This is a genomic window from Actinomadura sp. NPDC048394 (assembly GCF_040651755.1).
Taxonomy (GTDB): domain Bacteria; phylum Actinomycetota; class Actinomycetes; order Streptosporangiales; family Streptosporangiaceae; genus Spirillospora; species Spirillospora montaniterrae.
In genome coordinates, this window is record NZ_JBEZJL010000022.1 from 25,118 (window position 1) to 37,542 (window position 12,425).

General features: G+C 75.6%; 14 protein-coding genes. 6 read left to right on the top strand and 8 right to left on the bottom strand.

What is annotated here, in order from left to right:
• Window positions 1-64: 64 nt before the first annotated feature.
• Together AB0C78_RS17685 and AB0C78_RS17690 are read left to right on the top strand one after the other, a co-directional pair.
• Window positions 65-526 carry a hypothetical protein gene (locus AB0C78_RS17685; RefSeq protein WP_360748632.1) on the top strand — a complete coding sequence of 154 codons (462 nt, stop codon included), beginning with the start codon at window positions 65-67 and terminating at the stop codon, window positions 524-526.
• A gap of 90 nt (window positions 527-616) precedes the next feature.
• The gene (locus tag AB0C78_RS17690) at window positions 617-979 is read left to right on the top strand and encodes a DoxX family protein (RefSeq protein ID WP_360748635.1); all 363 of its coding nucleotides are present in this window, start codon (window positions 617-619) and stop codon (window positions 977-979) included.
• A gap of 2 nt (window positions 980-981) precedes the next feature.
• Here AB0C78_RS17690 and AB0C78_RS17695 read toward each other — a convergent pair whose 3' ends face one another.
• The 8 genes from AB0C78_RS17695 to AB0C78_RS17730 all read right to left on the bottom strand — a co-directional run bounded on the left by AB0C78_RS17695 (window position 982) and on the right by AB0C78_RS17730 (window position 9,935).
• Window positions 982-2,040: a serine/threonine-protein kinase gene (locus AB0C78_RS17695; RefSeq protein WP_360748638.1), complete on the bottom strand. Its 1,059-nt coding sequence runs from the start codon at window positions 2,038-2,040 to the stop codon at window positions 982-984.
• A gap of 91 nt (window positions 2,041-2,131) precedes the next feature.
• A complete protein-coding gene (locus tag AB0C78_RS17700) occupies window positions 2,132-2,851 on the bottom strand; it encodes an anti-sigma factor (RefSeq protein ID WP_360748641.1) in 720 nt (239 codons plus the stop codon).
• Entirely contained in the window at window positions 2,848-3,474 is a 627-nt protein-coding gene (sigK, locus tag AB0C78_RS17705) for an ECF RNA polymerase sigma factor SigK (protein ID WP_360748644.1), read from the bottom strand. The genes AB0C78_RS17700 and sigK overlap by 4 nt, the downstream gene beginning before the upstream one ends.
• 32 nt (window positions 3,475-3,506) lie before the next feature.
• A complete protein-coding gene (locus tag AB0C78_RS17710; RefSeq protein ID WP_360748647.1) occupies window positions 3,507-4,928 on the bottom strand; it encodes a sulfite exporter TauE/SafE family protein in 1,422 nt (473 codons plus the stop codon).
• Window positions 4,925-6,295: a hypothetical protein gene (locus AB0C78_RS17715; RefSeq protein ID WP_360748650.1), complete on the bottom strand. Its 1,371-nt coding sequence runs from the start codon at window positions 6,293-6,295 to the stop codon at window positions 4,925-4,927. Before AB0C78_RS17715 ends, AB0C78_RS17710 begins: the two co-directional genes overlap by 4 nt.
• A 46-nt stretch (window positions 6,296-6,341) precedes the next feature.
• Complete coding sequence (locus AB0C78_RS17720; RefSeq protein WP_360748653.1) at window positions 6,342-7,877, bottom strand: DUF4331 domain-containing protein; 1,536 nt, start codon at window positions 7,875-7,877, stop codon at window positions 6,342-6,344.
• Window positions 7,878-8,111: 234 nt separating this feature from the next.
• Complete coding sequence (locus AB0C78_RS17725) at window positions 8,112-8,957, bottom strand: amidohydrolase family protein (protein WP_360748656.1); 846 nt, start codon at window positions 8,955-8,957, stop codon at window positions 8,112-8,114.
• Between the two features lie 81 nt (window positions 8,958-9,038).
• Window positions 9,039-9,935, bottom strand: a complete 897-nt coding sequence (locus AB0C78_RS17730; protein WP_360748660.1) for a metal-dependent hydrolase — start codon at window positions 9,933-9,935, stop codon at window positions 9,039-9,041.
• 420 nt (window positions 9,936-10,355) lie between these two features.
• Here AB0C78_RS17730 and AB0C78_RS17735 point away from each other — a divergent pair, with 420 nt between their 5' ends.
• The 4 genes from AB0C78_RS17735 to AB0C78_RS17750 all read left to right on the top strand — a co-directional run bounded on the left by AB0C78_RS17735 (window position 10,356) and on the right by AB0C78_RS17750 (window position 12,414).
• A complete protein-coding gene (locus AB0C78_RS17735) occupies window positions 10,356-10,736 on the top strand; it encodes a hypothetical protein (RefSeq protein ID WP_360748663.1) in 381 nt (126 codons plus the stop codon).
• A gap of 1 nt (window position 10,737) precedes the next feature.
• Window positions 10,738-11,502, top strand: coding sequence for a hypothetical protein (locus tag AB0C78_RS17740; RefSeq protein WP_360748666.1), 765 nt, complete (start codon window positions 10,738-10,740; stop codon window positions 11,500-11,502).
• Between the two features lie 43 nt (window positions 11,503-11,545).
• On the top strand, window positions 11,546-11,950 hold the full coding sequence (locus AB0C78_RS17745) for a roadblock/LC7 domain-containing protein (RefSeq protein WP_151545229.1): 405 nt from the start codon (window positions 11,546-11,548) through the stop codon (window positions 11,948-11,950).
• A 92-nt stretch (window positions 11,951-12,042) separates the two neighbouring features.
• A complete protein-coding gene (locus AB0C78_RS17750) occupies window positions 12,043-12,414 on the top strand; it encodes a hypothetical protein (protein ID WP_360748671.1) in 372 nt (123 codons plus the stop codon).
• Window positions 12,415-12,425 lie beyond the last annotated feature (11 nt).

A 12,425-nucleotide genomic window follows, 5' to 3' on the forward strand; every position in this document is an offset into this window, starting at 1 on the left:
AGCCCTTGATGCATGCCCAGCTCGTCCTGTTCGACGGCGACCCTGTCTCGGCCGGGTTCTGACCATGGCGAAGCTGTTCCTGTCCCTGCACGTCCTCGCCGCCGTGGTCGCCATCGGGCCGGTCACCGCCGCCGCGAGCATGTTCCCCGCGGCGCTGCGCCGCGCCCAGGCCGCCCCGGACGATCCCGCGCCCCTCGCGACGCTGCGGACGCTGAACCGCATCTGCCGCGTCTACGCCGCCGCCGGCCTCGCGGTCCCCGCGTTCGGCTTCACGACCGCGAGCGTCCTCGGCGTGCTCGGCGACGCCTGGCTGATCGTCTCGATCGTGCTGACCGCGGCCGCCGCCGGCGTGCTGGCCCTGCTGATCCTGCCCGCGCAGCACGGCGCCCTCGCCGCCGCGGGCACCCCCGGCTTCGGCCTCGTCGCACCGGCCCGGCTCGCGATGCTGACCGGCCTGTTCAACGTGCTGTGGGCCGCGGTCACCATCGTGATGATCGTCCGTCCCGGTTCCACGACGGGCGTGTGACGGTGACGCGTCTCACGGCCCCCTCCCGTGACGCCCGCCCGGCGGCCGGTGTCTTGTGCACGACACACCGTCCCCGGGAGGGAGAACCCCGTGAACCTCGCACTGTGGATCGTCGCGGGCCTGCTGTGCGCCGTCATGCTGTTCGGCGGCCTGACGAAGCTGATCGTGCCGAAGGAGAAGCTGGCCGCGGCCCCCGCCGGCGGCTGGACCGGCGACCGGAGCGCCGCGTTCGTCAAGACGCTCGGCGCCCTTGAGGTCCTCGCGGCGATCGGCATCGTGGTGCCGCGCGCCGTCGACGTCGCGCCGGTCATGGTGCCGGTGACCGCCGTCTGCTGGGTGCTGCTGATGGTCGGCGCGATGGCCACCCACCTCCGCCGCAACGAGCGCACGGCCGTCGTGGCGAACGTGGTCTACCTGGCCATGGCCGTGTTCATCGCCGCCGGCCGCTTCTGACCTCACCGGGGAAGCAGCAGGATGCCGAGCACGAGCAGCGCGAGGCCGATGGCGAACGCCGCCGCGCCGGTGAGGAGCCTGCGCACGGGCCACGACCGCGCGTCACGCCAGCCGGGCGCGGCGGCCCGCGTTGGCGCCGGGTCCTGCGGCGGGTCCTGCGGCGGGTCCTGCGGTGGTTCCTGCGGCGGGACAGAGCCGTCCGGGACGAAGCCGGCCGGGTCGAGACGGGTCGCGGCGGCGAGCGAAGCGGGCGTGGCGTCGCCGCCGGTGAGGGTGAGCAGCAGGTCCCGCGCCGTCGGCCGCCGCGCCGGATCGGTCGACAGCGCGGACCTGACCACGTCCGACAGCCCTGCGGGCAGGCCGTCCAGGTCGGGCTCGGCGTGCAGCATCCGGTTGCCGACGGCGAGGAGGTCCCCGGTGCCGTACGGGTGGCGGCCGAGCCCCGCCCAGGCCACCAGGCAGCCCCAGGCGAACACGTCGCACGCCGGGTCCGGGTCGGCGCCGTGCAGCTGCTCGGGCGCCAGCCAGCCGGGAGTGCCGAGGACGACCCCGCGGGCCGTCAGAGCGGGCCCGTCCACGGCCCGCGAGATGCCGAAGTCGATGACGCGGGGGCCGGTGATCGACAGGATGACGTTCTGCGGCTTGACGTCGCGGTGGATCAGCCCGGCCGCGTGCACGGCGGTCAGCGCGGCCGCCACCCCGACGGCGAGGCTGTGCAGGGTGCCGGGCGGGAGCGGGCCGGTCCGGGCGACGTGGTCGTTGAGCGTGGGGCCGTCGATGTACTCGGTGGCGAGGTACGGCTGGTCCTCGTGGACGCCGTGGCCGAGGACGGCGGCCGTGCAGAACGAGGCCACCCGCCGGGCGGCGTCCACCTCGGCGGCGAAGCGGCGGCGGAAGCCCGGGTCGGCGGACAGGCCGGGACGGATGAGCTTCACGGCGGCGTCGCCGCCCCCGGCGGTGCGGCACAGGTAGACGGTGCCCATCCCGCCCTCGCCGAGCCGCCGCACCACCGTGTACGGGCCGATGGCCGCGGGGATCGGAGGGTTCAGGGTCGTGTCCATCGGCCTTCCCAAGGCTCGGCGGGCGGTGGCTCGGCGGGCGGTGCGGTGAAGTGCGGTGCGGTACGGGGCGGGGCGGCGGCCGGGGTGCCGGTCACAGCCGGAGGACGGTGATCGGCGCGGTCGTCGGCTGCGGCGAGCCGCCCGCCGGTTCCACGGTGACGCCGACCCGGTCCGCGCCCGGCGGGACGGCGACGACGCGCGGCGCGATGCGTCCGGCGGAAACGGGGCGGACCAGACCGGCTGGCCGCACGCCGCGCGCGCCCATCGTCCACAGCTCGTACGTCCTGGATCCCGGCAGCGCGGCCACGCCGGACCCGGCGACCACCGCCTTGCCCCGAGCGGCGGAGGACACCACCGTGAAGGTGCCGCCGGACCCGGCGGGCCCGGAGACCGTCCGGGCGTCGCCCGCCGAAAGCACGGCGGCGATCGCGGCGGACCGGTCGTCGGCGCGGTCGAGGCTCCGCCGTGTCGCGACCGCGTAGCCGCCGGCCGCCAGGGCGACGAGCAGGCACGCGGCGGCCAGCAGCGGCGTGACGCGCAGGTGCGGACGGCGGCGGCGCGCCCGGGACGCGGGCTCGTCCGCGCCGTCCTGCGGCGTGCGGGCGATCTCGGTCAGGACCAGCTCGCGCAGCCTCGGTGGTGGCGGCGCCGCGGTGGCGCGGCCGAGCACGGCGGAGGTCGCCAGCAGGCCGCCGACCTCCTCCGCGCAGAGCTCGCAGCCCGCCAGGTGCGCCTCGAACGCGGACCGCTCGTCGCCGGTGAGGGAGTCCAGCGCGTACGCGCCGGCGAGGGCGTGGACGTCGTCGCTCATGACGCCACCCCCAGGCAGTCGCGCAGCCGGATCATCCCGTCCCGCATCCGGGCCTTGACCGTGCCGAGCGGGACGCCGATCCGGTCGGCGACCTCGCGGTAGGTGTGGCCGTCGTAGTAGGCGAGCGTGATGGACTCGCGCTGCGGGCCGGTCAGGTGGTCCATGCAGTCGAGCAGCCGCTGCCTGTCCAGCCGGTCCATGACGAGGTCGGCCACCCCGTCGTGCGCGGCGGGCGGCTCCAGGCGGGCCGCGCGGTCGTCGCGGGCGGCCGCGGCGTGCTCGGAGCGGACCCGGTCGACGGCCCGGCGGTGCGCCATCGTCATGATCCAGCCCATGGCACCGCCGCGGGCCGGGTCGTAGCGGCGGGCCGTCCGCCACACCTCGACCAGGACCTCCTGCGCGACCTCCTCCGCCTGGGCCGGGTCGCGCAGCACCCGCAGGGCCAGCCCGTGGACGGCGGCCGCGGTCGCGTCGTACAGCTCCTCGAACGCGCCGGCGTCGCCCCCGGCGACCCGGCGGAGCAGCGCGTCCAGCCGGGCGCCGCGCAGGTCCTCGCGCCGGCCCGCCAGGGGCCCGCGGGGACGGCGCGCCGTCCTGGACGGCTCGTGCGGTCCCGTCGTCATGGCCCAGCCCCTCTCCGGAAGTCCGGCCGTTGCTATCCGAGTACGGCGGGCAGACTGCGCAGCGTCAAGCCCGCACCGAGAATCACCACCAGGACCGCGGATCCGGTCGGCACCAAATGCGCGGGAATGCTCGGCAGCCGCGGGATCCGGGCGCGCAGCCGCGGCAGGACGGCGGCCAGCCGCCGGCCGATCCCGGTGACGAGCACGCCGACCGCGGTGAGCGTCAGCGCCAGCCCGAGCCCGTAGGCGAGCACCAGCAGGAACCCGAACCACGCGTGGCCCACGGCCGCGGCGCCCAGCAGGACGACGACCGCCGACGGGCTGGGCAGCAGCCCGCCCGCGAACCCCATGAGTACCACGGTCCCGCGCCGCGGCATCGCCGCCGCCGAATGCGCGTGCCCATGCCCGTGCCCATGGGCGTGGGTGTGATGGCGGTGGTGGAGGGCGCGGCGGAGCAGGGCGACGCCGGCGAGGACGACGAAGAGTCCGCTGGCGATGCCCAGCCACCCGAAGGCGGACGGCCCCGCGAGCGTGGAGCCGCCCGCGACCAGGAGGGCCAGCCCCAGCACGCCCGCCGTGTGCGTGACCGTGACGGTGACCCCGAGGAGCAGGACGTCGCGCCGGCTCCGCCGTCCCCGGCCGGCGGCCTGCGCCGCCATGATCGTCTTGCCGTGGCCGGGGGCCAGCGCGTGCGCGGCGCCGAGCGCGACCGCGAGCAGCAGCGCGACCAGCGCGAACCCCGGGGTCAGCGAGCGGCGGGCGATCAGGCCGGTGAACGCCGTGGTCAGCCGGTCCACGCCGCGCGGCAGCACCCGCGACGCCGCGGGCGGCTCCCCCGGCGCCGCCGGGGCCAGCGCAGGACCGCCGGGGACCGCCCGCAGCGTGGCCGCGCGCCGGTCCGGCGGCGAGGTCAGCATGTCCTGCGGGTAGGACGTCAGCCGGGCGCTCTGCGACGCGGCGGGGACGTCCGAGGACCGCAGCGTCGTCCGGTCCCCGGCGGCGGTGATCTCGTGCCAGCCGGCCCGGCCGGTGGCGCCCGCGTCCCGGAAGGCGATCACCGAGCCCGCCGGCCGCAGCCGCAGCGGGGCGCTCAGCGCGCACTCGAGCCGCAGCGTCGGCAGTCCGGCCTGGCCGGGCCGGGTGCGGGCGGTGGCCGACCGCACGGCGGCCCGTGCCGGCGTCCCGTCGACGGTGACGTGCAGCGCCCCGGCAGCGGCGGCGCACGCCCGCCCGGCCCACCGGCCCGGGTCGGTGCCGCCCTGCAGCACCTGCGCGGCCGGGATCTCGGCGAGATCCTGCACGTGGTCGACGCGCAGTTCGCGCGCGGCCACCACGAGCCCGTCGTACCGGTTGACGGTGAAGTTCCCCAGCGGGTGCTCCGGCTGAAGAGGTTGCGCGGGTTGCAGCGGCCCGGCGGCGAGCGCGGCGGCGGCCAGCGCGGTGGCGGTGATCATGCCGCACCTCCGAGCGCGGACAGCGCCGCCCGCGCCTTCGGGGCGTGCAGCGGCGAGAAGTACGGGTCGAGCCTCAGCGCGGCGGCGAGATCGCGGCGCGCGGCGGACCGCTGGCCGAGCGACTTCTCGATCATGCCGAGGTGGTAGCGGAACGACGCGTTGCGGTAGCCGGTGGCCAGGGCCTTCCGGGCGTACGGCAGCGCCTCGGCGTCGCGCCCGCTCGCGTGCAGCGCCCAGCCGAGCGCGTCCGCGACGTGGACGCTGCGCCGCCGTCCCCATTCGGCGCGCGCGGCGGCCACGGCCGTCGCGGCGTTCCCGTGGTCGGCCTCGAACAGCGCGGTCTCCAGGTCGGTGGCCACGCCGCTCGCCCGCGCGAGCGTCGACCAGCTCCCGGCGACCGCGTACTGCCGCCGGGCGTCGGCGGTCCGCCCGCGCGCTTCCAGCAGCTCCCCGTAGCCGGTGAGGTACTGCGGCAGCGGCAGCGCGGCCACGACCCGGGCGTGGTCGGCGAGCGCCCGCGCGGTGCGGCCCCGCGCCGCCTCCACGCGGGCCCGTCCGTCGACGGCCGGCAGGTAGCCGGGGTCGTGGCGCAGCGCGAGGCCGAACTCCCGGCCGGCGGCGGCGAGGTCGCCGCCGTTCCAGGCCAGCTCGCCGAGCTGGTCGTGGACGTAGGCCTGGTCGGCGGGGGCGGTGGCCGACGACGCGGCCAGGCGAAGGACCCGGCGCGCCTCGCCCGTCCGGCCGTACAGCTCGTTCACGTAGGCGAGCCGCGTGAAGACCGGCGTCCCCGGACGGACCGCGTCGGCGTGCTTCGCGGCGGCCATCGCCTCCGGGTAGCGGCCGAGCTCGACCAGCGCGTCGATCCGCACCGCCAGGGCGCTCTGGCCGTAGGGGTTGATCGCGAGCGCCGCGTCCGCCTCGGAGAGCGCCGTGCCGAAGTCGTGCCGGGCGGCGGCCAGCGCGGCGAGCCCCGCGTGCGCTCCGTCGTTGGCGTCCGGCCGGACGGCGAGCGCCCGCCGCAGCGCCGCCGCCGACTTCGGGTAGTAGGACGGGTCCGCCGTCAGCCGGGCCTGCTCGACGTAGGACAGGCCGAGCGCCGTCCAGCTCTCCGCGTCGCGCGGCTGCGCCCGCAGGTGCCGCTGGAGCCGGCCGATCCCGGCGGCGGTGCCGCCGCCCGCCGCCTGCCCGTACGCCTGCGGGTCGGTCCCGCCGGCGCCGGGCCCGGGATCGGCCGGACGGCCGGCGCCGCCGGCGACCGCCGCGGCGATCGTCAGCGCGACCGCGAGCCCCGCGACGATCGCCGCGCCGGTCAGGCGGGTCAGGGACGGCGGCCATGGAACCCGCCGCCGGGTCGGCACAGCACGCATGACATCTCCAGAAGGCTAGGAAGGAACGAGGAAGGGGACCGGACCGCTAGGCCCTGCGGCGCAGCCACCAGACGGCGCCGCTGCCGCCGAGGAACAGCGCACCGGCGCCGATCGCGGCGATCGGCAGGAGCCGCGAGGAGCCGTCGTCCGACGGCTCCGAGTCGGCGGCGTTCCCGGCGTTGAGCTGGGTCGTGCGCTTCCCGCCGCTCTTGTCCGCGGCGTCCTTCGCCGGTGCGCCGCGCGCCGCCGAACCGGAGTACGGCAGCGCCAGGTACGGGAACGACGAGCCGATCGCGCGGTCCGGCGCGTCGACGCCGTCGCCGAGGTCGGTCTTCGCGCCGAGCAGCTTGCCCTCGGTGACCTGCAGGGACGCGTCCACCACGTCGTCGCCGAGCCGGCGCCCGTTGGGGAACCCGGCCTTGTCGCCGGCGAGCACGCCCATCCGGTTCGGGGTGCGCGCGGGCGGGATCGAGGTGTTGAGCCGCAGCTCCTCCGCCGGGCGGACGTTCGGCGGCTGGTTCAGCCCGGGCACGCCCGTCAGGAACACCTGGACGAGGTCCTTGCGCGGCGCCGCCGGGGCCGGGGTCTTGTAGACCTTCTGGATCACCTTCGGCAGGCCCGGGTCGGTCACGTAGGGCAGGAACTGCGCGTCCTCCCACGGGACCGAGGCGTTGAACCGGTCCTTGTCCTTCGTGCCGATCACGACCTCGTTGACCAGCGGGTTCCCGAGCCGCGAGACCTGGGTGTACCAGCCGCTCGCGTTGCCGCGCTCGGTGCTCGACCAGACGCCGACGATCGGCTGCCCGGCCTGCGTCAGCATCTTGGTCGGCACCTGCAGGGCCACGCTGTTGACGTTGTAGCCGCGCAGCGTGTTGTTGCCGACCTCCGACAGGTTCCCGCCGTACAGCAGGTCGAAGACCCGCAGGTCGAGGAAGAACGGGTCGGCGGCCTGCCCGGCGAACACCTGCCCGCCCTCGGACCAGCCGCCGGCGCCGCCGGTCAGCGGGTGCAGCGCCTGCCGGCGCAGCGCCGCGTAGTCCGGCATCGACGCGCGGCCCACGTCCGACGGCGCGACGGGCACGCCGCGCGCGAGTGCCGTCCGCGACACGACGGTGCCGTTCGACTTCTTGAGCAGCGTCAGGTCGTAGGTCTGCAGGACGTTGAGGTTCGGGTCGGTGAGGCTGCGGACGGGACCGGTGTTGTAGAGGAAGGTGCTCCCGTCACGCACGTGGTCCTGGAACGTCCACCGGAACGTCAGGTCGGCCTGGGCGTTCCCGTCGGTGTCGACGTTGATGTCGTAGTGCGCGTCGGTGGCGAACTTGTAGAAGTTCGGCCCGCCGGCCGGCTCCTCGAACGGCAGCCAGTTCCCGATGAGCGTCGTGGTGTCGGGACGGTCGGGGCTGACGAAGGCGTACACGTCGGTGTTGTCGTACTGCGGCTGCCCCGAGATGAGCGGGGCCTCCCGGTGGCTGCTGGCGGTGGCCGCGCCGGGCGCGAGGCCGGCCAGGCCCCCCGCGACGAGCGCGGCCCCGGCGGCCAGCAGGACGGCGGCCCTGGAGCGGGCCGAAGCGATCCCTGGCATTGCGGTACTTCCTTCTTCGCGACGGCGGCGCGCCTTGTGCGCCGCTTGCGAAGGCCATTCGGACCGGCCGGGGTTCCGGATGGCGTGCTGGCCATATCGGGTCAAACCCCTAAAAACCACGAACCGCACCGCCCGGCCGCGCGTCCAAAGCGCCCCGCACACGACGACGGCCGCCCCGATCCGTGCCGGGACGGCCGTCGCTTGGCCGCGACCGCGCGGGCCCCGCCCACCCGCCTAGCCGGCGAGGCGGTACCGGCGGCGGGCGTTCTCGGAGAAGAGCGCCCGCCGCTCGGGTTCGGTGAGGCGAGCGGTGATCTCCTGATAGGCGGTGAGCAGGTCGGCGTAGGTGCCGCCCACGCCGTCCACCGGGAAGTTGCTGGCGAAGAAGCAGCGGTCGACGCCGAACAGTTCGAGGCAGCCCTCGACGTACGGGCGCAGGTCGCGGACCGACGTGGTGCGCAGCGCCATGCCCAGACCGGAGATCTTGCAGTGGACGTTCGGGAGCGCGGCGAGCCGGGCCATGCCGTCGCGCCACTCGGCGAAGGGCTCGTCCCGTTCGGGCCAGCCGGTGTGCTCCGCCACGACGGCGAGGCCGGGCACGGCGGACAGCGCCGGGACGAACGCGGCGGCCTCGGCAGGCCGGATGATCTGGTCGAACACCAGGCCGCGGTGGGCGAGCAGCCGCAGCGCGGAGGCGGTCGTCTCCGCCGCCGGGTCCACGCCGCCGAGCATCCGGACGCCGCGGAACGCGGGGGACGCGGCCTGGGCGTCCAGGTCGTCCTCGACGGTGTCCGGCGACCGGCGCGGGTCGAGGCCGCCGATGATCGCGGCGGGACGGGCCGGGTCGGTGCGGTGCATCCGGTCGAGCCAGGCCGTCTCGCCCAGGTAGGCGCGCGGCGCGGAGCTCGCGGACACGTGCACCACCGCGGTGACGTCCACGCCGGCCTTCGCCGCGTCGGCGCGGTGATCGTCCGGCAGGTAGTCGCTGTACACCTCGGGGAAGAACCGCTGCAGGCCCGGGTACCAGTCCTCGTGCTCGCCCAGGTCCCAGTAGTGCACGTGCGCGTCGACGAACTCCATCGTCCCCCCAACCATATGCTTGCTTGGCTACCGCCCCACGCTACCTCTTAGCCCGGCTAACGGAATCCGGGGGCGGGATGCTCAGGCGTAGCCGGCGGAGCGGGCGGCCGGGGAGCGCTTGAGGTAGTCGAGGGCGACCTCGGTCGAGCAGACGTGGGACGGGTGGTGGAACGGCCGCAGGTAGACGCGGCCTTCGAGCAGCAGCGCGCCCAGCCCGAAGATGTGCCCCGCCCGGACCGACCGCCGGTACGACCGGTAGACGCGGCGCACCGTCACCCGCCGGGTGATCGACGGATCGCGCCGCAGCAGGTCGAACGTCCCCGCGACCAGCGCCCGGACGAGCAGCGCCATCGCGACCGCCCAGGTCAGGCAGCGCAGCGCGTACCCGCCGCCGAGCGCCCGGTAGACGTCGAAGACGACGGAGCGGTGCTCGATCTCCTCGGCGCCGTGCCAGCGGAACAGGTCGAGCATGGTCGGGTCGGCGCCGCAGGCGTCCAGCCGGTCGTTGTCGATGATCCACTGGCCGAGGACGGCGGTGTAGTGCTCGATCGCGCTGATCGCGCCGAGCTCGAACAGCAGCCGGCGGCGGAACCGGCGCGGGTCCTCCTCCGCCAGCCGGGACATCAGCGCGGCGCGCCCGGCGAGGCCGGCCAGCGCGCCGTCGATGACGGGCCGGGTGTCGATGCCGTCGCGGGCGAGCAGGTCGTCCAGGACGCCCTGATGGCTGCGCGAATGCACGGTCTCCTGCCCGACGAAGCCTTTGATCTCGGCGCGCAGCACCGGGTCGGTGATGTGCGGCGCGGCGTCCTGTACGCACTGGACGAACCATTTCTCGCCGGTCGTCAGCAGGATCTGGAAATAATTGATCAAATGCGAGGCGACGGGCGCGCCGGGGATCCAGTGCAGCGGCGTCGCGGTCCAGTCGAACGTCACCCGGCGCGGTCTGATCGCCGGGTGGCGCTCGTCGGTGATTCCCATGCGGCCCACGCAACCACGCGCGGGAAATGCGGTGCTATTGGGCGGCCGACGAAATTCCGGGGGCGGGGTGCGGTGCTTCGTGCGTCCCCGGAGTTGACTTCGCGGCCGGTCGGCTGGCCGTTGCCTGGCCGGGCGCCTGGCCGGGCGCCTGGCCGGGCGCCTGGCCGGGGCGGTGGCGGGCGGCCCGGAGCGGCGCGGGGGCCGGTGATTGCGGTCATTCCGCAACGGGTGGGAAAGTTCCGGCCGATTCCAGACCTCCGGGAATCTTCCGTATCCCGGAGGTCGCTGACCGGTCGTGATACTGGGAGGTATTTATACCCCGTTTCGCCCCGTGCGTGGCGCATTACCGCTTTCGCGGCGCGAGGGACAAAGACCGGGTTACGGTGGTTTTCCTGCAACTCTCATTCGGTGGGGGAATGAGTGGCCGGTATCGACGACTGCCTGGCACGGATGATGACGATCCCCGGGGCGCGGCGGGTGACCTTGATCGACTGCGCGAGCGGCCTCGCGGTCGCGAGCGCGGGGCGCGAGGACCTCGTCGACCGGCACGAGGACGCCGCCGGCGCCACCGACGTCGTGCGCGCCGTGCTCGCCTCGCCCGCGCTCAGCGCCACCGCGGCCGGCGACGACGTCGAGGAGATCATCGTCTGCGGCACCGGCGGGTACCACCTGCTCGCCCTCACCGGAGCCGACCTCGACGGGCACCTGTTCGTCCACCTGCTCGTCGACCGCGAGAACGGCAACCTCGCCCTCGCGCGGCTGCGGCTGCAGGGCCTCGTCGACGAGATGACCGGGCGCTGACATGGCGGACCGGACCACCGCGACCACCGGCGACCGCATCGCCCGCACGCTCGGCATGCTGGAGCGCGAACGCGCCACCGGCCTGCTCAGCGTCGGCGGCGACGGCGCCTTCCACCTCGACCGCGGAGCCGTCACCCACGCCGCGAGCCGGCACGCGCCCGGCCCCGGCGACCTCACCGGGGCCCTCGGCGGCCCCGACCCCGAACTGCCGGCGCTGCTCGCGCTGTTCGACGCCGCCTACTTCCTGCTCGGCTCGGAGGCCGAGCCGGTGTTCACCGGAGGGCCCCCGGCGCACGGGCCCGCCCGGCGGATCACCGCGGCGACGCTCGTCCACGAGCGGCGCCGGCGCCGCACCCTGCTCGACGCCGCCTGGCCGCACGGCGACGCCGACGCGGCGCCCGTCGTGCCGGTGCGGCGCGTCCGGCGCCAGCGCGTCATCCTCACCGGGCTCCAGGCGGAGATCCTGCTGAACGCCGACGGCCGGCGCACCCCCGGCGAGCTGGCACGCGACCTCGGGCGGACGGCCTTCGCCTGCCTGCTCGCGGTGCGCGGCCTCGCCGCGGCGGCACTGCTGCGCACCCCGCGGAACGACCCGGCGCCCGCCTCGCCGGTCACACCCGCGGCCCCGCCTCCCGACCCGCTCCCGGGCCCGCTCCCGCCGCCGAACCCGCTCCCGCCGCAGGACGCCGGACCGCCCGCCGAGTGGGCACCGGCCGACCACGACCTGCTCGCACGGCTCCGGGCCGCCCTGGTGGAGCTCGGGTGACGTGCGCGACCGCTTCGGGAAACTGATCGAAAGGCTGACGAAGGTGGCCGTACCAGCGACGACCGCGACCGCACCGGCGGCGGAACCGGACGTGACGGCGGAACTCCGGACGCTGCGGGCCCGCGTCCCGCGGCTCACCGGGAGCCTCGTCGCGTCCGCCGACGGGCTGCTCGTCGCGGCGGACCTCCCGCCGTCCGTCGAACCGTCCGGCATGGCGGCGGTGACCGCGTCCGGGCTGTCGCTCGCGCACCGCATCGCGCAGACCGCGCACGGCGGCGCCTTCCACGAGGTCGTCATCCGCGGCGTCGACGGCTACGTCGTCACCTATGCCGCCGGGCCCACCGCGTCCCTCACCGTCCTCGCCGAGGCGGGCGCCAACGTCGGCCGCCTCCACCTGGAGGCCCGGCCCGCCGCCCGCGCCATCGCCGCGCACCTCGCCCGCACCTGACCCCGCGCAACCGACCCCGCTCCCCGCACCGCACCGCACCGCACCGCGCCGCCCGTGACCGCGCACCGCACGACGAACCGAAAGGGAGACCCATGTCCAACCTGGACCTGTCGCTCAAGGACATGATGACGATCGACGGCGCCATCGGCGCGGCCGTCGTCGACTACAACAGCGGCATGGCCCTCGGCCACCTCGGCAGCTCCAAGGCGCTCGACCTCACCGTCGCCGCCGCCGGGAACACCGAGGTCGTGCGGGCCAAGCTCCGCACCATCGAGCAGCTCGGCATCAAGGAGGAGATCGAGGACATCCTCATCAGCCTCTCCGCCCAGTACCACCTGATCCGGCCCGTGACCGGCCGCAAGGGCAAGGGCCTGTTCCTCTACATGGCCCTGGACCGCACCCGCGCCAACCTCGCCCTGGCCCGCCACCGCCTCCGCGACATCGAGGAGAACCTCGAGATCTGAACAGCGGACGG